The 23,874-nt window shown below is 64.3% G+C and carries 13 protein-coding genes, 1 other RNA gene, 1 pseudogene and 1 riboswitch; of the genes and pseudogenes, 6 read left to right on the forward strand and 9 right to left on the reverse strand.

Going from position 1 to position 23,874, the window contains the following annotated elements; genetic code table 11:
* Positions 1 to 236: 236 nt before the first annotated feature.
* Positions 237 to 351, forward strand: a riboswitch (glycine riboswitch).
* Positions 352 to 442: 91 nt separating this feature from the next.
* The 5 genes from gcvP (at position 443) to J7360_RS15925 (ending at position 10,398) form a co-directional block, all read left to right on the forward strand.
* Complete coding sequence (gene gcvP / locus J7360_RS15905) at positions 443 to 3,316, forward strand: aminomethyl-transferring glycine dehydrogenase (protein ID WP_176214954.1); 2,874 nt, start codon at positions 443 to 445, stop codon at positions 3,314 to 3,316.
* A 179-nt stretch (positions 3,317 to 3,495) separates the two neighbouring features.
* On the forward strand, positions 3,496 to 5,130 hold the full coding sequence (locus J7360_RS15910) for a carboxylesterase family protein (protein ID WP_057658413.1): 1,635 nt from the start codon (positions 3,496 to 3,498) through the stop codon (positions 5,128 to 5,130).
* 55 nt (positions 5,131 to 5,185) lie between these two features.
* Positions 5,186 to 6,040, forward strand: a complete 855-nt coding sequence (locus J7360_RS15915) for an aldo/keto reductase (protein ID WP_057658484.1) — start codon at positions 5,186 to 5,188, stop codon at positions 6,038 to 6,040.
* Between the two features lie 203 nt (positions 6,041 to 6,243).
* Positions 6,244 to 8,352, forward strand: a complete 2,109-nt coding sequence (locus J7360_RS15920) for a catalase (protein WP_057658415.1) — start codon at positions 6,244 to 6,246, stop codon at positions 8,350 to 8,352.
* A gap of 807 nt (positions 8,353 to 9,159) precedes the next feature.
* The gene (locus tag J7360_RS15925) at positions 9,160 to 10,398 is read left to right on the forward strand and encodes a hypothetical protein (protein WP_057658486.1); all 1,239 of its coding nucleotides are present in this window, start codon (positions 9,160 to 9,162) and stop codon (positions 10,396 to 10,398) included.
* A 334-nt stretch (positions 10,399 to 10,732) separates the two neighbouring features.
* Here the strand turns inward: J7360_RS15925 and xopP are convergent, their stop codons facing one another.
* The 3 genes from xopP to J7360_RS15940 form a co-directional block, all read right to left on the reverse strand.
* Entirely contained in the window at positions 10,733 to 12,877 is a 2,145-nt protein-coding gene (gene xopP / locus J7360_RS15930) for a type III secretion system effector XopP (RefSeq protein ID WP_057658417.1), read from the reverse strand.
* Between the two features lie 729 nt (positions 12,878 to 13,606).
* On the reverse strand, positions 13,607 to 14,332 hold the full coding sequence (locus J7360_RS15935) for an AraC family transcriptional regulator (RefSeq protein WP_007962846.1): 726 nt from the start codon (positions 14,330 to 14,332) through the stop codon (positions 13,607 to 13,609).
* Between the two features lie 131 nt (positions 14,333 to 14,463).
* Entirely contained in the window at positions 14,464 to 14,925 is a 462-nt protein-coding gene (locus tag J7360_RS15940) for a hypothetical protein (protein ID WP_057658419.1), read from the reverse strand.
* A 318-nt stretch (positions 14,926 to 15,243) separates the two neighbouring features.
* On the opposite strand from J7360_RS15940, the gene J7360_RS15945 reads away from it, so the two are divergent.
* Complete coding sequence (locus J7360_RS15945; RefSeq protein WP_211115976.1) at positions 15,244 to 15,651, forward strand: hypothetical protein; 408 nt, start codon at positions 15,244 to 15,246, stop codon at positions 15,649 to 15,651.
* Positions 15,652 to 15,893: 242 nt separating this feature from the next.
* Here J7360_RS15945 and J7360_RS15950 read toward each other — a convergent pair whose 3' ends face one another.
* From J7360_RS15950 to J7360_RS15975, 6 genes and pseudogenes are all read right to left on the reverse strand, one after another.
* Positions 15,894 to 18,035 carry a S9 family peptidase gene (locus J7360_RS15950; RefSeq protein ID WP_343237353.1) on the reverse strand — a complete coding sequence of 714 codons (2,142 nt, stop codon included), beginning with the start codon at positions 18,033 to 18,035 and terminating at the stop codon, positions 15,894 to 15,896.
* A gap of 135 nt (positions 18,036 to 18,170) precedes the next feature.
* Positions 18,171 to 18,247: non-coding RNA, sX9 sRNA (locus tag J7360_RS15955), on the reverse strand.
* A gap of 61 nt (positions 18,248 to 18,308) precedes the next feature.
* Positions 18,309 to 19,154: a transporter gene (locus J7360_RS15960; RefSeq protein WP_209034212.1), complete on the reverse strand. Its 846-nt coding sequence runs from the start codon at positions 19,152 to 19,154 to the stop codon at positions 18,309 to 18,311.
* Between the two features lie 702 nt (positions 19,155 to 19,856).
* A complete protein-coding gene (locus J7360_RS15965; RefSeq protein ID WP_209034214.1) occupies positions 19,857 to 21,827 on the reverse strand; it encodes an oligopeptide transporter, OPT family in 1,971 nt (656 codons plus the stop codon).
* A gap of 423 nt (positions 21,828 to 22,250) precedes the next feature.
* Positions 22,251 to 23,069 carry an HDOD domain-containing protein gene (locus J7360_RS15970; RefSeq protein ID WP_003490255.1) on the reverse strand — a complete coding sequence of 273 codons (819 nt, stop codon included), beginning with the start codon at positions 23,067 to 23,069 and terminating at the stop codon, positions 22,251 to 22,253.
* Between the two features lie 507 nt (positions 23,070 to 23,576).
* Positions 23,577 to 23,744: pseudogene (locus J7360_RS15975) on the reverse strand (glyoxalase); the annotation flags it as partial.
* Positions 23,745 to 23,874: the final 130 nt, after the last annotated feature.

The raw sequence follows: 23,874 nt of genomic DNA on the forward strand, positions 1-23,874 counted from the left end.
TGCGCGCCGGCGTCCGCTTGTTGCGGCACCGGCATGCGCACACGGCCGCCGATGATAGGCGCTTGCGCCGGCAAGGTTAAGCAAACCCAAGTGCAGCCGGCAGGCAGACGGGTGCGCGCGGGCGCGCCGGGCAACCGGCAGCCACGCTATAATCGGCCCGCAACACGGTGGGAGAAGCGGCACTGCCGCTGCCGAAGGCGCAACAGCCCGTAATCGCTCAGGCCCGATACCATCCGCAGTACAACTCTGGAGAGACCGGCCGATGCCGGCGCCGAAGGGGCACGAAACGCAGGCAGGCCACGCGCCAGGCCGCGTTTTTAAACTCTCAGGCAAAAGGACAGAGGGGCGCGAGGAAGACCGCTGCTGCGGCAGGTCGTGGTGCGCGCATGCGTGTCATAACCGGCCGTGGTGCGGGTCGACCATTCGTCTGCCCCTACCCCGGATGCCCGCCATGTCCCAGACCCCGTCTTCCCTGCGCGACCTCGAACACCACAGCGCGTTCGTCGAGCGCCATATCGGCCCCAACGACGCGGAAATCGCCCAGATGCTGGACGTGGTCGGCCATGCCTGCCTGGATGCGCTGACCGATGCCATCGTGCCGGGCAACATCAAGTCGCCGGCGCCGCTGGCGCTGCCCGAGGCGATCACCGAAGAAGAAGCGCTGGCCAAGATCCGCGCCATCGCCGACAAGAACACCGTGTTCCGCAACTTCATCGGCCAGGGCTATTACGGCACCCACACGCCGAAGGTCATCCTGCGCAACATCCTGGAAAACCCCGCCTGGTACACCGCCTACACGCCATACCAGGCCGAGATTTCGCAAGGCCGCATGGAAGCACTGATCAACTTCCAGACCCTGTGCGCCGACCTCACCGGCATGCAGATCGCCAACGCCTCGCTGCTGGACGAAGCCACCGCCGCGGCCGAGGCGATGACCCTGGCCAAGCGTTCGGCCAGGTCCAAGTCCACCACGTTCTTCGTGCACGACGCAGTGCATCCGCAGACGCTGGAACTGCTGCGCACGCGCGCCGAGCCGCTGGACATCGTGCTGCGTGTCGGCACGCCGGAAGAAGCGCTGCAGGCCGAGTGCTTCGGCGTGCTGCTGCAGTACCCGGACAGCTTCGGTCATATCGGCGATCACGCTGCACTGGCCGACGCCGTGCACGCGCAAGGCGGCCTGGTCGCGGTGGCCACCGATCTGCTGGCGCTGACCCTGATCGCCGCTCCGGGCGAATGGGGCGCGGACATCGTGGTCGGCAACTCGCAGCGCTTCGGCGTGCCGTTCGGCTTTGGCGGCCCGCATGCAGCGTTCATGGCGTGCCGCGATGCCTACAAGCGCTCGATGCCCGGCCGTTTGATCGGCGTGTCGATCGATGCCGCCGGCAACCCGGCGTATCGCTTGACCCTGCAGACCCGCGAGCAACATATCCGCCGCGAAAAGGCCACCTCCAACATCTGCACCGCGCAGGTGCTGCTGGCGGTGATGGCGTCGATGTATGCGGTCTACCACGGCCCCGACGGCCTGACCCGCATCGCGCGCCGCACCCATCGCCTGGCGGCGATCCTGGCGGCCGCACTGCGCAGCGCCAGTGTCACCGTTGGCGAGCGCTTCTTCGACACCTTGCACGTCAAGGCGATCGATGCCGATGCCATCCACGCCGGTGCGCGTGCGGCTGGCATCAACCTGCGCGCCATCGACAGCGAGGCGGTGGGCATCAGCCTGGACGAAACCACCACGCGCGCCGACGTGGTTGCGCTGGCGCAGCTGTTCGGTGCCACGGCCGATGTGGACGCGCTGGACGCGGCCACGGCCGATGCGCTGCCGCAAGGCCTGCTGCGCACCACTCCGTTCCTCACCCACCCGGTCTTCAACACCCACCACAGCGAGCACGAACTGCTGCGCTACATGCGCTCGCTGGCCGACAAGGACCTGGCGATGGATCGCACCATGATCCCGCTGGGCAGCTGCACCATGAAGCTCAACGCCACCGCCGAGATGATCCCGGTGACCTGGCCGGAATTCGGCGCCATCCATCCGCTCGCTCCGGCCGAGCAGTCCGCCGGCTACGCGCAGTTGATCGGCGAACTCGAAGCGATGCTGGTCGAATGCACCGGCTACGATGCGGTGAGCCTGCAACCCAATTCCGGCGCGCAAGGCGAATACGCCGGCCTGCTGGCGATCCGCGCCTATCACCGTTCGCGCGGGCAAGCGCATCGCGATATCTGCCTGATTCCCGAATCGGCGCATGGCACCAACCCGGCTTCGGCGCAGATGTGCGGCATGACCGTGGTGGTGACCAAGTGCGATGCCAACGGCAATGTGGACGTGGATGACATTCGCGCCAAGGCGGAAAAATATTCCGACCGCCTGGCGGCGCTGATGATCACCTACCCGTCCACCCACGGCGTGTTCGAAGAAGACGTGGTGGCCATCTGCGAAGCAGTGCATGCGCATGGCGGCCAGGTCTACACCGACGGCGCCAACATGAATGCCCTGGTCGGCGTCGCCAAGCCCGGCAAGTGGGGCTCGGACGTGTCGCACCTCAACCTGCACAAGACCTTCTGCATTCCGCACGGCGGTGGCGGCCCGGGCGTGGGCCCGTGCGCGGTGAAGTCGCATCTGGCGCCCTTCTTGCCGCGCACGCTGGGCGGCGAAGGCGACGTGGGCATGGTCAGCGCAGCCAGCTATGGCTCTGCCTCGATCCTGCCGATCAGCTGGATGTACGTGACCATGATGGGCAGCGCCGGTCTGCGCAAGGCAACGCAAGTGGCATTGCTCAACGCCAACTACATTGCCAAGCGCCTGGCACCGCACTACAAGACGCTCTACACCGGCCGCAACGGGCTGGTGGCGCACGAGTGCATCCTCGACGTGCGCCCGCTGGAGAAGACCAGCGGCATCGGCGCCGAAGACATCGCCAAGCGGCTGATCGACTTCGGCTTCCATGCACCGACGTTGAGCTTCCCGGTCGCCGGCACTCTGATGGTGGAACCGACCGAAAGCGAATCGCAGCACGAACTGGACCGCTTCATCGACGCGATGATCCAGATCCGCGAAGAGATCCGCGCCATCGAAGACGGCCGCCTGGACCGCGAAGACAACCCGCTCAAGCACGCGCCGCATACCGCAACGCAGGTGTCGGCCAGCGAGTGGACGCATGCCTACCCGCGCGAGCTGGCCGCGTTCCCGCTGCCCAGCCTCAAGCAGCAGAAGTACTGGCCGCCGGTGGCACGCGTGGACAACGTCTACGGCGACAAGAACGTGATGTGCGCCTGCATCCCGGTGGATGCGTACAAGAAAGACGCCGAGGCCTGATCGCCGCCCCCGCGACGGTCAACGAAACCCAGCCGGTAACACGGCTGGGTTTTTTGTTGCGCCAGGTGTGGATGCCAATGCGCGATACACATCCCAGCGCACTAGCCGGCCGTTTTCCTGGCCTACACGTGCCATCGGGATGATGACGGACGCTTTCATCCCACAGCAGACCCTGGCGCATGCGTGAACTGAACTCCCTTGGTGCTTTTCTGGTGGCAGCCTGCCTGCTGGTTGGCTGCGCACCGCGCCGTCCCGGCGAGGTGCCGGCGCTGGTGCACGCGCCTGATGCGCGTGCCGAGGTGGTGCAGACAACGGCCGGCCCGGTGCGCGGTGTGGCCGGTGCACAGGGTCGGGCATTCCTGGGGGTGCCGTTCGCAGCACCGCCGGTGGGCGCGCTGCGCTTTCGTGCACCGCAACTGCCGACCGCATGGACCCAGGTTCGCGATGCCACCCAGGCCGGCCCGGCTTGTCTGCCACGCTATCGCGTCGGGCAGAAGCACGTGTCCGAAGATTGCCTCACGCTCAATGTCTACGCACCGCCCGGCCCCGCACCGGCGCATCCACGCGCGGTGATGGTGTGGATCTATGGCGGCGCGCTGGAACTGGGCAGCAATGTCGACTACGACCTGAGCGCGTTGGCTGCGCGCGAGGATGTGATTGTGGTGGCAGCCAACTATCGGCTGGGCGTATTCGGTTTCTACGCGCATCCAGGCCTGCGTGGCGAAGGCGAAGGCGCCTATGCATTGCTCGACCAGCAGGCGGCCTTGCGCTGGGTGCAAGGCAATATCGCCGCGTTCGGCGGCGATGCGCACAACGTCACCGTGTTCGGCGAATCGGCCGGTGCGTGGAGCATCTGTTATCAGCTCGCTTCGCCCGGCGCGGCGGGGCTGTTTCAACGCGCCATCCTGCAAAGCGGCAGCTGCCTGGCGAGCGATTCCAGCGTGCCGCAGCGCGAGGCAGAAAATGGCGGCGTGCGTATGGCACAAAGCCTGGGCTGCGCGCACGCGCGCGATGTGGCCGCATGCCTGCGCGCACTGCCGGCCGACACGCTGGCCGATGCAGCACCACAACGCCGCGGCCTGACCGGCAGCGATGCGTGGGCGCCGATGTCCGGTGGCCAGGCCTTGCCGCTGCCACCGGCCGCTGCAATCGCCAGCGGCCGGCATGCGCAGGTGCCGGTACTGATGGGCACCAATCGCGACGAAGGGCGCCTGTTTGCGCAACTGCTGTCCTATATCGGCAAGCTCAACCTGCGCAGCGGCTATGAAGCGCGCGTGCAACGCATGCATGCCTCGCCTGTCCCGGTCCTGAGGCAATACGCAGCCGTTGCCGCACAATCGCGCTGGGAGGCGTTCGCCGACATCGTGACCGATGGTGGCTTCGCCTGCCCCACACGCCGGCTGGGACGGGCCTTGCGCACGCATGCGCCGGTGTATGCCTACGAGTTCGACGACCCGCACGCGCCGTACGGTCTGTTACGCCTGCCGTTTTCGCCTGCATTGGGCGCTTTCCATGCCTCTGAACTGGTATATCTGTTTCAGCGCCCGTGGGTGCTCAGTGGCACGCCGCAGTTCAGTCCGGCGCAGCAGGCGTTCGCCAATACGATGCAGGATTACTGGGGTGCCTTCGCACGCACTGGCGACCCCAACGGCGGCGGGCGCCCGCCGTGGTCGCGTTTTGACGGCGACACGCCGCTGACGCTGTCGCCGCACGGGATCGGCGCAACGCCCGACTTCGTGCAGCGTCATCGTTGTGCGTTTTGGGATGCGCGTGCAGACACTGCGACAACATCGGGGCAGCCATCGTCGCAGTGACAAGGCCACCGATGTAATGGCCATCACCCTCATTCCAGCGCGGCAGGAACCCATCATGTCCGAATCGTCTTCCCCTTCCTGCGCGCAGGTGCGCCTGCGTAACGGGCGTCGCGTGCCCGCGTTGGGCCTGGGCTCCTGGAACCTGGGCCAGGGCCGGCATGCGCCCAAGCAGGAAATCGAAGCGCTGCAACTCGGGCAGCAATTGGGCATGCAGCTGATCGACACCCCCGAGATGTATGGCAATGGCCGCTCGGAGCAATTGATCAGCCAGGCCATCGGCCGCGCGCAACCGCCCTACGTGGTGTCCAAGGTGTTGCCCGGCAATGCCAGCGCACGGGGGATTGCGCATGCCTGCGAAGCCAGCCTGCAACGGCTGGGCGTGCGCACGCTGGACCTGTACCTGCTGCACTGGCGCGGTGGCAGCAACCTGGCCGTGGTGGTGGACGCATTCGAAGCGCTGCGTGACGCCGGCAAGATCCGCGATTGGGGCGTGTCGAACTTCGACATCGATGACATGGAGGAGCTCTGGGCAATCGATGGCGGCTCGCATTGCCTGGTCAACCAGGTGCTGTACCACGCTGGCAGCCGCGGCATCGAATTCGACCTGTTGCCGTGGTGCGCCGCGCACGAGGTAGCCGTGATGGCGTATTCGCCGCTTGGTAGCCGCGCGTTGCTGGAGCATCCGGTCTTGCACGCCATCGGCGAGCGTCGTGGCGTTGCGGCCACTGCGGTGGCGCTTGCGTGGGCCATCCGCAGCGGCAATGTCATCGCCATTCCCGAATCCGGAACGCCGGCGCATGTGCGTGCCAATGCCGCTGCCTGCACGCTGCAATTGCACGCAGACGATCTTGCCGAAATCGATCGCGCCTTCGCGCCGCCTACGCGCAAACAGCCTCTCGATCTGCTCTGACACCCAGCATGGTCGCGTCCGCTTGGTTGCGCATCTGCCCGGCAGCGCACGTGGCGTGATCGATGCGACATGCGATTGCGACATCGCGCAATGTTGGTGCGCATGTGAGTTTTCGTTCGCAAGCAGACACATGCAATTAACAGCGCCGCTCCCAGGCTTTATTGCTCAGCCCGCATCCCAAGCCAGCCTACAGTGGAGTTCCCATGGCCAAGTCCCCCAGCAAATCCGCGCAGCTCCCTGCCCTCGCACCTGCCAGCGCCACCGTCGATGTGTCGCGCGGTACTGGCGATGAGTTGCACCAGAAGGCCGGCGGCACCCACCCGCAGCTGACCACCAACCAGGGCATTCCGGTAGGTGACAACCAGAACTCGCTGCGCGCCACGCCGCGCGGCCCGACGTTGCTGGAAGATTTCATCCTGCGCGAAAAGATCACCCACTTCGATCACGAACGCATTCCCGAGCGCATCGTGCATGCGCGCGGCAGTGCCGCACACGGCTATTTCGAGCTCACCAAGTCGTTGAGCCAGTACACCACCGCCAAGATCTTCACCGAGGTTGGCGAAAAAACCCCGTTGTTCACCCGTTTTTCCACTGTCGCAGGCGGTGCCGGCTCGGTGGATACGCCGCGCGATGTGCGCGGGTTCGCGGTGAAGTTCTACACCAAGGAAGGCAGCTGGGATCTGGTCGGCAACAACATCCCGGTGTTCTTCATCCAGGATGCGATGAAGTTCCCGGACCTGATTCATGCGGTGAAGATGGAACCGGACCGTGGCTTCCCGCAGGCTGCCAGCGCGCATGACACGTTCTGGGATTTCATTTCGCTGACACCCGAATCGATGCACATGGTGATGTGGGCGATGAGCGATCGCACCATCCCGCGCTCGCTCCGCATGATCGAAGGTTTCGGCATCCACAGCTTCCGGTTCCTCAATGACAAGGGCGAAAGCACCTTCGTCAAGTTCCATTGGCGCCCCAAGCTGGGGCTGCAATCGACCATCTGGGACGAGGCGGTCAAGATCGCCGGCGCCGATCAGGATTTCCACCGCCGCGACCTGTTCGAAGCGATCCAGAATGGCGATTTCCCCGAATGGGAACTCGGCGTGCAGTTGTTTACCCAAGCGCAGGCAGAAACCTTCCCCTTCGATCATCTGGATTCGACCAAGGTCATTCCCGAAGAGCTGGTGCCGTTGCAAATCGTCGGCCGCATGGTGCTCGACCGCTGGCCGGACAACTTCTTTGCCGAAACCGAACAGGTTGCCTACTGCCCGGCCAACATCGTGCCCGGCATCGACTTCAGCAACGACCCGCTGCTGCAGGGCCGCCTGTTTTCTTATCTGGACACGCAGCTGAGTCGCCTGGGCGGGCCGAACTTCCATCAGATTCCGATCAACACGCCCAAGTGCCCGTTCGCCAACAACCAGCGCGACGGCCACATGCAGATGGGTGTGCCGAAGGGCCGCGTCGCCTATGAGCCCAGCTCGCTGCAGGCCGATGCGCCGCGCGAAGCGCTGCGTGGCTTCCCCAGCCATGCAACCCCGGCCGAAGAAGGCGCCAAGGGCCGCGTGCGTGCAGAGAGCTTTGCCGATCATTACAGCCAGGCGCGCCTATTCTTCCGCAGCCAGACCGCACCGGAACAGGCGCATATCGCCTCGGCATTGGTGTTCGAACTGTCGAAGGTGGAAACCGCCCATGTGCGCGAGGCGATCGTGGGCCACCTACGCCACATCGACCAGGAGCTGGCGCAGCGTGTGGCCGATGGCATGGGCATGACCGCCCTGCCGCCAGCACCGCCTGCTGCAGTGGCGCCGATCGACATGCCGCTCTCGCCCGCCCTGCAGGTCATCGGCAAGATGAAGGACACCCTGAAAGGGCGCACGGTGGGCATCCTGATTCACGATGGCTCGGACGCAGCGGCGATCAAAGCCGTACGCAAGGCGGCCGAAGCTGCGGGCGCGACGGTCAAGATCGTTGCGCCAAAGCTCGGCGGCGCCAAGCTCAACGACGGCAAGCAGTTGGCCGCCGACGGGCAGCTGGCGGGGACGCCCTCGGTGGTATTCGACGCGGTGGCGGTGCTGCTGTCCTCGGAAGCGGCCAAGCTGCTGACACGCGAATCGGCGGCACTGGATTTCGTGAGTTTTGCCTGGGCGCACCTGAAGGCCATCGCGTTCGACGAAGGCGCGCAGTCGTTGTTGAAGGCCGGCAACGTCGGCAAGGACGCGGGCGTCGTTCCCGCCGCCGATACCAAGGCATTCATTGCCGCAGCAAAAACCCGCCAGTGGGCACGCGAGCCGAAGGTGCGCATGCTGGCGTAACCGCTCCCAGGGAGGGTCCGATCACCCGGTTGAAAACCGAGGGGCGCCACATCGGCCGCGCTGCCGGCCCCACGCCACTCGGTTTTGCCGCTGCCGCGCGTTTGCGGGGTAGCGGCGGGTGACGCCGCCCATTCCCACGACAGGGATCGGTTGTTTCGCTTCAGCCACAGCTTCGATCGCGCAAGCAGCATGCGCATCTATGCGATGTTCGTTACCAAGCCGCGATAGCACCCTGACGCGAGCGACGTTTACATGCCGCTCGCGTTCCAGGTCATGTGGGTAGGCGTCGATGATGACGCCCGGTCGATATTCGCTTACCGGATGACGATTACGCCAAGCCGCGTTGCTCGGGATTGGCCGCATTGCAGAATGCGCCGCTAGTCACTGGAGCACGGTATGGAATCTCGTATCACCCCGACCTCTGGCGCAGCAAGCTTGCCGCGTCCTGCAGCCGATGACGCGGCGTTACCACGCAGCCCGGCGACCGCCGACGATCGGCATCACGGCACTGATGCCCGATTGGCTGGACTGACGTCCCGCCGCAGCGTGGCGCGGGCCAGCGCAGCCACCGCGCTCGATGGCGTAACGCCGGACGCCGCGTGCAGCAAAAGCAGACGTGCGCCTGCCTCGGCTCCAGTCGCAAACCGGCCGGATGGGCCTCTATTCTCGATCATTCGGCCTATCGCGTTTCTAGCAACCAGGGCCGACATTGGCGGCCATCGCCGCGCAATGAGCCTGTCCGGAAGCGCTGTTGTCTTTTCGCGCTCCAAGGCGACGTTGGGAGGCAGCGATGTCGGCATGGTCGGGATGCTCGATGGCCAGGAACATCTTGTCAAAACCGGAATCTCGCGAAGCCTGCTAGGGCAGGCAGTGGAATGTTGCGCGAAGGGGCAAGGCGCGGAGGCCAACAAGCGCTTGGGCTACATCGTCGGCTCGGCAGCCAGGCTGCTTGAAGGCACCCTGGACAAAGAGGCCACGCAACAATGGCTGACACTGGCCTTCCATGCCTTTCTCGATACCGAGGCAGGGAAGACATTGACGGAAAAGACCAAGACCGGTGCGTTGGACATCGACGATGTCTGCGAGATTCACGACAGCCTGGTTGCCGCTGATCCTCGATTACGCAATCCGCTTGGCATCCCTGCCTTATTTGACGTCATCAACGTCGCGGCCGCACAGGACTTGGTCAATGCGCTGCAGGAACACCATCTTTCGCGGCAAAATATTCCGGACTCATCACTGCTGACACTGCCCAACAACGCCTTGATCGCCTCGCGGATCATTCATGATGCAGAGCCGCTGGATACATTCCTGACCAAGGCGTTTCTGCCGCCTGACGTTTCGCTTGCGCAGGCCAAGCAAGCCGCTTTGCGTGTCAAAAGAGCCACCGCCGGCAGCGATGCGCAGGTAAATGAACTGGCCGCAGACCACGCGCTGCTTGCGCGAATCAACGATCCGGTCAATCTTCGTTCGGGCAAACAGGCATTGATCGATACGCTGCGCAACAGCGGTCTGGACGGGCTGTTCGCCTCGCTGCTGGCCAGGCTGACCCTGGGCGAAGCGTCTGATCTCGGTCCTGACAATATGCTGGTCATTCCCGGAGAAGATGCACGCCACAAGGTCATCAGTATTGATGTGACCGGCTTTCGCTACGACCGGGAGAAGGATACGCCGGCAAATTCGCAGGAGCCGCTTCGGTATGGTTGGGGAGACGTCATCCAGAACCCGACACGGGCGCTGCAGGTGCTGCTTGATGCAAGCGTGATGAGCGGTCGTTACGCCAAAGGCCTGGATGGCGTCCATGCCATGGTCATCGAGGCCATCCGCGAGGCGCTTGCCTGGCAAGCCACGCCTGAGGTGGAGATGGTCAAGCAGTGGTACGCCGCGCTCGATGTGGGTTCCGCCACGTCCTCCTTGCGCTCGTTGGGCGATCAATTGAAAGGCATGTCTGCCGCGGGTTGGATGCCGGATGCCGCGCTGGTAAGCCAGGTGCTGGCACGCAATTGCTCGTTCCTCAGCAACGTGGTTCAAAAATCCCGGAAATGACGGCTGCGACCAGCGCGTGTTACGGACTGCAAGTGCGCGATACCGGTACTGCCCACCGCGAAGGTCTTGGATAAAACACGCCTCCCTCGCCGCGCGCCAACGCCTGCGCGTGCACTGGCTCAGGCGTTTGACACCGGCTTTCTTCCTGCAAGGCGTTGGCAGGCAGAGAGACCCGAGCTCCCTGCGCGCCGAATCGCTTCTATCAGATGCTCACCGTTTTCAGGTCCCTGTCTGGCCTGCTGCAACTGGCCACTCACATTGAGTGATCCGTGCAGCGCTGAGGGCGCCCGTTTCGAGATCTTCTTCCGTGATGAGGACGGACCGAGCGCCGTGATTATTGTTGCCCACCAGAGCCGAGCGCCCAAAGCTGGCCAAGCAGCTTGGAGCCGATGGTTGCCCGGTGCACCTTGGCCTCGGTATTTCCCAGGGCGCGCATCATCTCTTCCCAGCGCGGGCCCAGGTTCACCTCCCTCTGCGTCTTCAGGTGGACGGCGGCCAAGTCCCTATAGTGGAGCGCGCGCAGCCCAGCGGGCGTTACCGGTTGTTCGGTATGTACGTGGACGAACCAGGGCGCAGGAATGTCACCATTCGACTGCGGCGCGTGCTCGATACGCACTTCGAATAGCCTGCCACGGTCGCCACGGTCGCCCTCCGAGGGACGGCGGTTCGGGGCTGTGACGCGTGCCAGTCCATGCATCGCCAACAGGCGCTCCAGATGCGGCGCACGTGGTTGCGGATCGGTCTTGAGCGCATCGGCTTCGCGCCGTTCGAACTCGTGCTCGATCCTCTGGAGAAGACGCAGACGCGTATCGAGTTGTGCGATGCGCCCGTCTCCTGCACGGAGCTTGCTTTTGAGCTGCAGCAGACGCTCACTCGATCCGAACCAGCCCTGCATGGAGGTTCTGGCAAAATCGAAGGCCGTCGCCGCGTCATGTCGGGAGTCGCCGATCAGGCGCTCCACGTCGGTGGTGTCCTTGCCGAGACGCCTGGCGAGCGCGATGAAATCTCCTCCCAGTTCTGCCACTGGCAACGACTCCAGGGGAGCGGCTCTCAGTGCCTCGTCGGCCTGTTTTTGCGCTGCGCTGCGCGCATCAATCGCCTGCGGCGTTGGCACTGCCGCCGAGCTGGAAGCAGCAGGCGTGCGCTTGCGCGCCTTGCGTGACCTGCTCGATTTGCCTGCTGTCGTTGTCGGCACGCTTGGTGTGATCGACGCCGGTGTTTGCTCGGGTGAAGCCGCTGCTGCGCCAATCAGCTGTCTGTCCTGGACGGCGAACTGGCACATATCAACAATCGCCTGGCGTTGGTCGGTAAGTGCCTGCGCAAGATCGAGCATCGTTGGCCATAGATGATCTCTGGCATGCCCCCCGTCTTCGATGAGCGCGGCGGCATCCATACACAGTTGCATCGCCGCACGGCCACGCAGCTCGGCGTATTCGACGAGCACTTCCTTGTATATGGCCAGCATCTGCGGCGTCAGTGAGTGCTCGGTTGAGGACAGGCGTTCGACATGAACCTGGATCACATGATTGAGCGCTTCGCCCACCTCAGCGTGGTGAAGGCTGTCGACTTCTTCGAGTTCCCTCAGTCCGTCAAGCACCTCGGGCAGGCCGCAATCGCAGGCCTCATCGGCAAGTCTCCTTGAATGTATTTCGACGAGTATTCCGCGGACCGTCTGCATCCGCTCATGGCACGATCCCATCATCGCCCTGACGACCGGGAGATGGTCCTTGAGCGAGTCGCGTGGACCCTGGCCCGTCATCGGCGATTTGATGCGCTGGCAAACCTCCTCCATCGCTGCAAGGGCATTCAGAAGATGAGCGCGCAGCGCAAGCCATGATTGCGGTTGTTGCAAACGGATGGCGTCAGGGGAAAACACCACCATCTCCACCCTTTGGGTCCGCACATGGCCCAATTCGGTGGCCACTTTCTGATCGATCATCTCCTTGCATGAGTCGTGGTGCAGGCACGCGGCGGCTGCGAGATGGGTCACCAAGAAATTCTCGTGTTCTTCGATATTGTCGACCGGCATGCATTTTTGAATATCTAGCTCGGCCAGCGCCTGCAAGCCTTGTCGAGCCGATTCGATCGCGGACGTTCCCGACCGGAGTCTTGCTTCCAGGGCTCTGATATCCGTTGGTTGTGTCGGCACTACGTTTTGCACCAGGTTGTTGAAGCGGGTCAGCCTGGACGAGGCCTTTTTCAATACCTCCAAAGGATCTGGCCCTTGCGAAACTGGCGTCGCGGCAAAGAGCGCCGTCATGACGTCCTGTGCGTTGGTAGACGATGCCGCTGGGAGATTGGCTCTGGAGGCTCGGCCCAGCCGCCGCGGCCTGATGGAAAGCCCGCCGAGTTGCGCTGAGGGCGCCGCACTGTCGGCAGACGTGCTCGCGGCTGATCCTGAGCCCGATGGAGTCGGTGCAGCTTGAATCAATTGCGCGGGATCCGGCGCGGCCTGCTTGGTCGATTCAATCTTAGGCACGGTGCATCCTCCGATATTGCCATTCAATTTGCTCGCACACAGCGTTCTAAGTCCCCAGTCCCCGGAATGTGCGTGGGACGTGGGTGATGCCGTACACCAGGCCTTGCCAGCCAGCAGCGATGCGTGTCGCCAATGCGTCGCGCAGTAATCGCGTTACCTGGGCCATGGCGCTCGATCCGCCTGCGTTGTCGTGCTGCATGCTGCAGTGCCTGCGTCGCTCGCTGCCGGCTCCGCCCGGCATGTTGGATCACGCAATTCCGCCATGACGTGTGCAGCGAAATCCGTATTACCGGTCACCGCAAGAAGCCCGACCCACTCATGTCGATGTGCGTGACGTCGCTGCTTTAGTAAACCACCGAATGCCGCGCTGTTGGCATGCCGCGCGAATGCTTGGTGACCGATACGAAGACGGCCCGGCTGCACACGCCGTTATTCAAGGACCAGGCAAGGCGATCAAGGCATTTCCCAATACCTTGGGCACCTATCAAGGCCCGTTACCACGCCCGACGCCCTTTGGAGCGTCTATGCACTTTGAGGTGAGTGCGAAACGACCTGTGACGCGTCGAGACAAGGTGCGCGCTACGGCCCAGGCGGTCCCCCTGGGCAAGGCGCGCAACGCGGCATCGGCGCGTCACAGGGCGCTTGTTTGAGAAACACCTCATCAGGCAGTTCAAGAGAATTCAGGCGCAACCCACGTCTTGCGCATGCACGTTGAGATCGCCCCGCCCTCTACACTGCTTCGGTTGGAAACTGCTGCGCATTCGCCAACGCACGATAGTCGCGTGGCGTCATGCCCACCGCTTGCTTGAATTGCCGCGCGAACGCGCTTTGATCACTGAAGCCGCAAGCGTGGCCGATTTCGGTGAGGCTCTTGTTTCCGTGCAGCAGATGCATCGCCATCTGCAGCCGCAGCTTGGCCAATACTTGCTGCGGCGTGAGCTGGAATACCTTGCGGAACGAGCGTTGCAGCTTGGACATGGAAAACCCGGTGATCTCCACCAGAGCCTGCATGCGCACGTTCTGCGCGTAATTGGCGTTGAGATACGCCAGCGCAAGTCGCAGCTTTTCGTATTGCGATTCGTGGCCATCCTGCGGGCCCAGATCGCGCGAGATGCCGATGATGCCCTGCACCTTGCCGTTCACCACCAACGGCCGCTTGCAGGTCAGGCACCAGCCAGGCTCACGGTTGGCGAACAGGTGCAGCTCCAGCAGGTTGTCGATCACCTCGCCGGCCAGCACCTGCTCGTCCTGATTGGCGTAGTTGGCGCCCAGGCCACTGGGATAGACCTCGGCCACACGCTTGCCGATCAGGTCCTTGCGCGACTTCAGCCCCAGCCGCCGCAGCATGGTCTGGTTGACGTGGGTGTAGCGGCCCTCGCGATCCTTGACGAAGAACAACACGTCCGGCACGGCATCGAACAAGGCTTCAAGATCGGCAGGATCGATGCTCTTCATGCGAAAGGGTTCATGCAGGGCAAGGTGCTCGAGACCGGGAAAGGCGCATCAAACCAGGGGCGCGATCGAGACAATCCGCCCCTGCCGCGCCATGATACCCCGCATGCGCGATCGGCCTGCGGCCAGGGGACTCAGCGCGAGTTGTTGCCTGCGTCCACTGCCGCCGGTGCAGGCTTGGCATCTCCCGCCGCAGCGGTCGGGTTACCGATGCGATCCAGCGGCACCTGTCGCGCACGCCAGCCCTGCACGACCGCCGCACCGGCCTGTGAGCCCACCTGCACGCGCAGGCGCGCGCTGCCGCCGGGCGCAACGAACTCGATCTCGCAGTCGCCAGCGGCCATGCAGCTATCGGCCGCAAGTGGGTCCACCAGCTGCCAGCCTTGCTCCATCATCGCCTGCGCAAACGCGCGATACCCCATGCCGGATTTCAGCACGGCCGGCAATGGCACGCTCGCGTCGCCGCCTTGCTCGGACGACGCAGGCAGCGCCACCGAAGCGCGCGCAGGCGCAACGGCCGGCCGCGACGCAGCGCCCAGAGCAGGACTGCAGATCAGAGCGATTGCCCACAATGCGGGGCGGAACGACGTGCGCATGCAAACGGTCCTTGCGGTCCTGGCAGGGAACTGGGAAGAGGAAGATGCGCTAGTTTGACATGCCCGTGATGTGCTGCGGCAATCGCATTTGGGATGCATTGGCCCGTGATCTGGACAGCGGCGTTGCAACCGGTTCACTCCAAGCGTGCTCATCCAGCGCGCAGCAATGGAGCTGACAACGCTGCAGATCACCATTCGCCGTCGCCATCCGTCATTGCAGCCAACGGCAGACTCATCGATACCAACGCGACCAGCGACTGCCCGGTCGCCATCGTCGCGAGCAAGCTGCATCATTGCGGTTTGCTCGCGGAGTCACCGATGGCCATGGCCAGCTCTTCAACCACGACCTCTTCAACCTATGCAGTCGGCCAGCTGTGGCGCTGCCGCGGGCGCAGTGCCGCCGAAACGCCGCTACTGCTGATCAACCAGATCGATACGCATCCGCAGGGCGGCCAGATCCTGCACGTGACCATCAGCGACATCCAGGTACGTCATGCGGGAATGCCCAACGGGACGTTGGACACGCTGCCGCACATTCCGGTCATTGCACAGACGCTGGAGCGCAGCGCTGCCGAATACGTCGGCGCCAGTGCACCCAATCAGGCGTATCTGCCCGGGTACGCCGAGTGGAAGGCGGCGTTCGACGCCGGGCGCGCCGGCTCGTTCGGGATTGCGGTGTCCGAGATTCTGGACATCGTGGAAGGCCAGCTGGCCAGGCGCGGCTAGCACTGCGCAGGTGTCAGGTGGGCATGGACTGCCAGGAAGAACTGCAGTGCACGCGCGGCAGATGCGACATGCAGTAACGGCAGCGTGCGTCTGGCAGTACGCGCAGTCGGCTCGCTAGCTACTCCAGGCGCAACAGTCAGGATGCGGTTGCCGAAACGGCGACGTCGACAGCGCCCATCGCCCAGAGAACGCATTCGCTCAGGCAACCGACACGCCGCGCCTGGCGGCGTGTCGGTCGCCCGTCACTGGCCGATATGCTGCTTCAGCCAGCTGTTGACGGTGTCATGCCACAATATGCTGTTATCCGGCTTGAGCACCCAGTGGTTCTCGTCGGGAAAATACAGGAACTTGGAATCGATGCCCTTGCGCTGCAGCGCGGTGAACGCAGCCAGGCCTTGTTCGACCGGAATGCGGAAATCCTGCTGACCGTGGATGACCAGCATCGGCACCTTCCACTTGTCTACATGCAGCACCGGGTTGAACTTCTCGTAGCCGGCCGGGTTCTGCCACGGCGTGCCGCCGTTTTCCCACTCGCTGAACCATAGTTCCTCGGTGGCATAGCCCATGGTGCGGTTGTCGAAGACGCCGTCGTGGTCGACCAGGCACTTCCATGGTTGATTCCAGTTGCCTGCCATCCAATAGACCATGTAGCCGCCGTAGCTGGCGCCCAATGCACAGGCCTTGTCGCCGTCGAGGAAGCCGTATTGCTTCTGCGCAGCGGCCCAGCCTTTTTGCAGATCTTCCAGCGGGCGGTCGCCCCAATGCTGGCTGATGGCGTCGGTGAATGCCTGGCCGTAGCCGGTGGAGCCGTGGAAATCGATCATCACCACCGCGTAGCCCTGGCCGGCGTAGGTCTGCGGATTCCAACGGTTGCTCCAGCCATTGCCAAAACTGCCCTGCGGGCCGCCGTGGATCAGGAACGCCACCGGGTAAGTCTTGCCTTCCTGGTAGTTGTACGGCTTGACCACGTAGCCATGCACGGTGTCGTTGTTCCAGCCCTTGAACTGGAACTGTTCGTAGTCGCCGAACTGCACCTCTGGCAGCAGTTCGCCGGCGCTCTGGCTGATCGCACGCAGGCCCTGGCCTTGCGCGTCGCTGACGAAGACCTGGTCGCCACTCTTGAGCGAGCTGCGCGTAAACGCCAGCGTATTGCCGGCCAGCGTCGGGGCGTGCACGCTGCCCTCGCCTACCAGCTTGGTGGCCTCGCCGCTGGCGATATCGATCTTGAACAGCGGATGCTCGCCGAGATCGTCGGCACTGGTGTACAGGCTGCTGCCGTCGGCGCTCGGCACGATTTCGCCGGCCGAGCGGTCCCACTTCGGCGCGATCTCGCGGGTCTTGCCGCTGGCCACATCCATCGCCATCAGGCCGAAGCGGTCGGCCTCGAAGCCCGGGCGCTTCATGGCGCGGTAGTACAGGGTCTTGCCGTCGGTGCTGAACACCGGGCCGGCATCCCAGGCCGGGTTGGCCGCGGTCAGGTTGACCGGCGCAGATTTGCCGCTCGCATCCAGGCGGTACAGATCGAAGTTGGTCTGCCACGACTCGTCGTTGCCGGTGGGCTTGCCGCCGGCCTTGGCGTTCTTCCCTGCTTCCGGGCCATGCGGCTGCGGAATGCGCACGCTGGCCACCACGCTGCTGCCGTCGGGCGACCAGGTGTAATCGTCGTTGCCACCGAACGGCTTGGACGGCGCGTCGCCGGCCAGCGTGGCGCTGATCGCCGATGCCCCGACCACTGCCTTCGCACCAGCCGCAGGCAACTCGGCCACGAACAAGGTATTGCGGCGACCATCGTTCCAGGTGTCCCAATGACGCACGAACAACTGGTCGTACACCACGCCGCTAGCCTTGTTGTTCTTGAGCTCGCCCAGCTTCTTCTTGGTGCAGCCCAGGTCCGAACCGCAGTCCTGGAACACGCCCGCGCTGAAGGCGATGCGCTTGCCGTCCGGCGAGAGCTTGTAGCTGTCCACGTCTACCGCAAATGCGGTGAGTTGCTGCGGGGTGCCGCCGGCCATCGGCTGCGCGTAGAGCTGCTGGCTGCCGGATTTGCTGCTGAGGAAGTACACCGTCTTGCCGTCCGGCGACAACGCCGGGCTGTTGACGTTCCATCCTTCCGGGGTGAGCCGCTTGGGCGGAGACAAATCGCGGGTGCGCAGATTGCGCACCCACAGGCTGGTGGCCGGCTTGCCATTGGCGGTCTTGGCCTGGCGCTTGGCGAACAGCACGCTGCTGCCATCGGGCGTGAGCGTGGGCGAGGACACCCGGTCCAGCGCCACCATGTCGCGCACATCGAAACCGCGCGCGGCGGCAAGGCTTGGCAGGGCAGCCAGCAGACACAGGGGCAATACGGCGTGACGCAGCTTCATCGAGCTCTCCGGCAACGGCAAAACGTCGATGGTAGGCGTTGCTGCGGCGCACGCGCAAAGGCAGGAGGTCATGCGTGCGCGACGTGATGCGCCGCGCACGCACGCGCCTGACCCATGCCGCCTGCACGCGGCACGGGCGGCTGGGCGCTTTGGAGCGACTAACAAAACGTAGCGAGCAGTCGTCAGGTGGGTGCGGACGGCGCACTCAGAACCGGAGTGTACGCGTGGTACATGCCGATTCCGAGCACAGGCCGCGCCCGCCTGGTGGCTGCGCAGTCGTTTTGTTAGCTGCTCTTAGAAGCGGTGCGACAGGCCTACGTAGACCTGCCTGTCGGGCGTGCGGTCGTTGAGGCCGAAATTGGCACCCACGTCCAGCTGCAATAGCGGATTGAGCAGATACGACGCCGCGATATCGGCCGAGTACTGCTCCGCGGTCCGTGCAGGGTCGCGGTTGATCGAGGACCACAGTTCCACCGCCATCGACAGCTTCGGTGTCAGCGGGCGCGCCAGATTGATCACGTTGACGATGGCGACATGCTTGCCGCTGCCATCGCTGTCGGCCAACCAATCCAGTTCCGGACCGAATGTCAGCGAGAAGCTGCTGGGCAGCGCAAAATTGATCGGCAATGCGACGCCGCCCTCCCATTCGTCGTTGCTCAATCCGGTGCGCGCGGTGGGTGCCTTGACGAAGGGCAGCAGCGCCACGCTGGCGGTGTCGCTCTCGTACACACGCGCCTTCATGCGCAGATAGAGATCGCCGCCGCCGCTCAGGCTGCTGCGCGCGCCGGTCGCGCGGTCGGTGGTCTTGACCTGTAGCTGCGGCGCCCAATTGAGCTGCAGATCGATGCGGTCGCTGATGCCGTACTTGAGCGTGGGATTGGTGAAGTACGCCGTCTCTGTGCGTGTGCCGGGCTGGCTGTCGCGCGTGTGATTGCCGATGTCGGTTTCCAGCTGCCAGTTGCCAGCCGGTACGGTGCAGGTGGCATTGGCCTTGGTCGGCCGATCGGTGCAGAGCGCCGCTTCGGTCGCGTCTTGCGCCTGCGCCTGAACTGCGAGGCCGCTCAGCGCTGCAGTCACGATGATGGCGAGCAGCGATGTGGGTGTCTTGCGGGTGGACGAGCGCGAGGTGATGGTGGGCATTGCGGTGATTCCAGGGCAAAGCGCGGCACGGATCGCATGACCGTGCAACGTTGAAGAGTGGGATATGGTGCGTTACGACGCGCGGCAGGGTGCCGCTGCGCCTGGTCGGCGGCGCCGCAACTGCGTTTTTCAGGGCGGCGCCAAGGCGGTCGCGATGCGATGCACGCGCCCACTGTAGGGAAGTGCGCAGGCTTGCACTGCCAGATACTTGCCTGGCTTTGCGGGGTCATGCACAGCGTGAGCGCGCCACGTTCTACAGCGTGATGGGGATCAGATCAGTCCGGGCATGCAGCACTCAGGGCGCACCGTTGTGCGGAAGACGGCACGATAAGCAGCAGCGGCATAAAGTCGCTATGCATGGCAGCTGCGCAGGGCGTAAAGCCGGCGCAAAGACATTGAATGTCGATGGCGGTAGCTGATGGCTATGCAGGCATAAATGCCCTGCATGCGGTAATCCTGCACGGTTCGCATGCGGTGTGTCGGACGCAGTCGCAGCCATGCAATCGAAACGGCGAATCACCCTCCGTCTTACAGAGGACCTGGCGCCATTGCAGCGCTGGCATGTCTTCGCCGGGTAGAGACCGGCGGCCCAAACAGCTGTTTCCCGTTCCATCACATCTGTACTGGATCAAGCTGCGCACACAACCAGGCGCCGGCTTGCAGATGGCGCATGCTGGGCGCATGCGCCATCCGGCATCGCACTCAGGCGGCCTGTTCGCCGCGCTTGCCGATGCGATACAGCAGCCAGCCGACCAGGGCCAGAATCGCCAGGCCGATCCACTGGTTGAGCTGCAGCGCGGCGGGCAATGCCAGCACGTCGGCGCGACTGGACAGCACGATGGGCACCGCAATGGCGATGCCCATCAACGCCTCGCCGGTGATCAGGCCAGCGGCAAACAGCACGCCCGGGCGATGCACGCGGTCGCGGCCGTCTTCGTCGTCGGCACGGATGTTGTGGAAGCGCTCCACCAGATGCGCGATCAGGCCACCGAGGAAGATCGGCACCATCAATTCCAGCGGCAGATAGATGCCGATGGCCGCGGCCAGCACCGGTACACGGAAGCGCTTGCCGGTGGCCTTCAACCATTCGTCCAACGCGATGATGGCTGCACCCACGCCGGCACCGATCGCGATCATGCTCCACGGCAGCTGGCCGCCGAACAGGCCCTTGGCCACCGAAGCCATCAGCGTCGCCTGCGGCGCGCCCAGCGAGTTGGGATGCTGTGGCGTGGCTGGGCCGATGCCGTAGGCCTGGGCCAGCAGGTTCAGCACGGGCGCCATGATCAATGCGCACGAAAACGCGCCGATACCCAGCATCAGCTGCTGCTTCCACGGTGTGGCACCGACCAGATAACCGGCCTTGAGATCCTGCAGATTGTCCCCGCCCACCGCCGCCGCGCAGCACACCACCGCACCGATCATGATGGCGGCCACTGCGCCCAGCGGCGCAGCGCCGATGCCCACCGGCACCAGGCCGCTCTTGCCGAGCAGCAACACCAGCACCGCCGAGGCGAACAGGATGGTGGAGATGGTGATGCCCGACACCGGGTTGTTGGACGAACCGATCAGACCCGCCAGATAGCCCGAAACGGACACGAACAGGAAACCGGCCACGATCATGATGATGGTCATCGGGATCGACACATCCCACTGCTGCACGATGGCCTGATACAGGCACAGCAGCGGCAGCGTGCACAGCACCAGCGCCACCAGCATCCACTTCATCGGCAGATCGCGCTCGGTTTCTGCAACCACGCCGCCGCCACTCTTGCGCGGAGCGGAAAAGCCGCTCTTGACGCCGGAAAACAGCGATTTACGCAGCGAAAACAGGGTCCACACGCCACCGATCAACATCGCGCCGACACCGAGGTAGCGAATCTTCGCGCCCCAGATGCCGAACGCTGCATCGGCAGCCGACGCACCGACCAGGCTCTGCGCCAGGGCCGGGTCCGAGCCCATGAAGAATTGCTGATACAGCGGGATGGCGATGTGCCAGGACAGGATCGAGCCGGACAGCACCACGATGCCCACATTCAACCCGACGATGTAGCCCACGCCCAGCAGCGCCGGCGACAGGTTGGTGCCGATATAGCCCACCAGCCGGCTGCTGCCCAGGTAGGTGGCCTGCGCCCAGGTGTCGGGAATCACGCGCAGGCCGCTGGCCGCAGCCAGCTTGACCAGCGCACCGATGGCGCCGGAGATGGCAAGAATCTTCAGGCCTGGGCCGGGGTTTTCGCCGGCCTTGAGCACTTCGGCCGCCGCCTTGCCTTCGGGGAACGGCAGCGGGTCTTCGACGATCATCGAGCGCCGCAGCGGCACCGAGAACAACACGCCCAACAGGCCCCCCATACCGGCGATGCCGAGCACCCACCAGTACTTGAAGTCCGGCCAGTAGCCCATGATCACCAGCGCGGGGATGGTGAAGATCACTCCGGCTGCGATCGACGAGCCGGCCGACGCACCGGTCTGGACGATGTTGTTTTCCAGAATGGTGCCACCGCCCAACAGGCGCAGCACGCCCATCGACACGACGGCTGCCGGGATGGCGGTGGCGATGGTCAGACCGGCGAACAGGCCGAGGTAGGCATTGGCGGCCGAAAGCACCACCGCCAGCACGATGGCCAGCGCCACGGCACGGAAGGTGAGCTGGCGCGGCTGCGCGTCGTGGCTCATTGGGCATTCCCCTGTAGGCAAAAAATCCCTGCAACGCTAGCGCCTGCGCCCATCCGCGTCCAGCTGCGGCGCGGCGTGACAGTGTGCGCGCTGTGGCGGGTGGGCTTCACAGGGGCGACCCGACGCACGCGCTGCTGCCTGGGTTGCAATCTGCCAAGCGCGGCGGTATCCGGCGCGTTGCTCTTGAGGACGCGGGCACGTTTCGAAGCACGTTCGCGCCAGCGTCGATACAAGTGCGCCGCGTCTGTCACCTGGCGCCAGTTGCCGCCAGGCGGGGGCGTTATCGGGCCAGTGCCTGTCGGCATCTGCGCCCGACGCGGCGATCACTGCATGGCAGCAGCCCGACACCGCGCGTGCGACGCAAGGCGCAACAGACTGCGCATGCGCCGCTGCGCGGGGAATGATGCAGCGTCCTGCCCTGGGTTAGTGCAGCAACTCGGCAAAGGCGCGATCTGCCTCGATGACCTCCGGCAACGCGGCGAACAACGCGTCCAGATCCACACCGTCCATCAGCGGGCTGCGTATCGCTTCCAATGCCGCCGCGTTGGCGCCGCCATGCGCATGCAGCGCATCGCAGACCAGTACCGCCTGGGCCACCAGCAATGGCATGCGCGCACCGTCCGGGGCCGCGGCAGGCCGGACCTGATACCCGATGGCTTCCTGGATCACCACGGGCAACTGCCAGCGACGTGCCAGCTCGGCCCCGACTTCCGGATAGCCGAAGCCCAGTTGCAGGGTTTCTTCGGCCGCATGACCGGCAGAGGAGGTTTCGTGATTGATGCGGCTGGCGTATTCCGGCGCTCCGGACTGGATCAAGAGCTCGCCGATGTTGTGCATCATCCCGCAGGTGAAGGCGGTCTCCGGGTCAACCCCCTGCTGGCGCGCCAGCAGGCGGCAGATGCCGGCCACTTCGAAACTGTGCCGCCAGAAGGCCTTGAGGTCGAAGCCCGGGCCAGCCCGGAACGCGCCAGTCATCGCCGACGCCAGCACCAGCGTGCGCAGGGTGTTGAAGCCCAGCCGCATGGCCGCGTCTTCCACGCTGGTGGAATCGCGCAAGCCATGGAAGCGCGCCGAATTGGCCAGCCGCAACACTTTGGCGGCAATCACCGGATCGCGCTCGATACTGTGCGCCAGCGTATCGATATCGGTCTGCGGATCGTCGAATTGACGGATCAGGTCCTGCGCCACCTTGGGCACGGTGGGCAAGGTGTGCAACTGGTCGAACAACGCCTCCAACTTCATGATCGCCTGGTGGGTGAAAGACAAGCCAGCGCGGCTGCGCGGACCTGCATGGTGTAGCACGGACCGGCTTACTGCCAATGACCGGCGTGCAGATGCATTCACTCACGCTTGTGGCTGCGTTGCACAGGACGTTGCTTCGCCAATTGGCCTGAAACAGCCAGCCCAGCAAGCGAGCTCGACAACTTACTGGCACATGACCGCATCGATTGCGTCAGTCGGCCTTGGCACCACCCAGCGATTTGGACAGATTGGCGGCCCCGCCTATTGGCGACCGGAATCGAACGTCCTGAGCCCGGGTGCCAGATCGCGGCAGTCGTCAACGAGGCGGTGAGCGATGCGCTACAGGAAGCCGAACGGCTGCTGGTCGAACGTCTGGCATCGATCAGCCTAGCCGTATTCGTCCAGACATTGGAGCAACGGCGCGAACCCGTCAGCGTCTGACCAATATCGGCATCCTTCCCAATAACGATGGTAAGCGGGAAAACTTCCGTAGACCCATTAATGGGCCTACGGCTGCATGAGCTCTATCGTTATATGGTCGGGGCCTGAAACGTAGGCCACCAGCGTTCCCTTCCTTGGCCCACCCGCGATCGGCAGTGGACTACCCTTCGCCTTCCATCCTGCTGCCTCGACGCGGGCAATAGCGGCATGAATGTCGTTTACGGTCAGAGCTAGGGAAGGTCTGATCAACTCACCGCAGATGCGCGACACTATCGCCTTATGTAGAGGATTCATCCATGCAGCTGACGTTCGGTGACGCTGAGGGCTTGGGCAAGCGTAAGCAGACCCGGCGCGAGATCTTTCT

The organism is Xanthomonas sp. D-99 (assembly GCF_017746145.1).
In the GTDB taxonomy this organism is placed as follows: Bacteria; Pseudomonadota; Gammaproteobacteria; order Xanthomonadales; family Xanthomonadaceae; genus Xanthomonas; species Xanthomonas cissicola.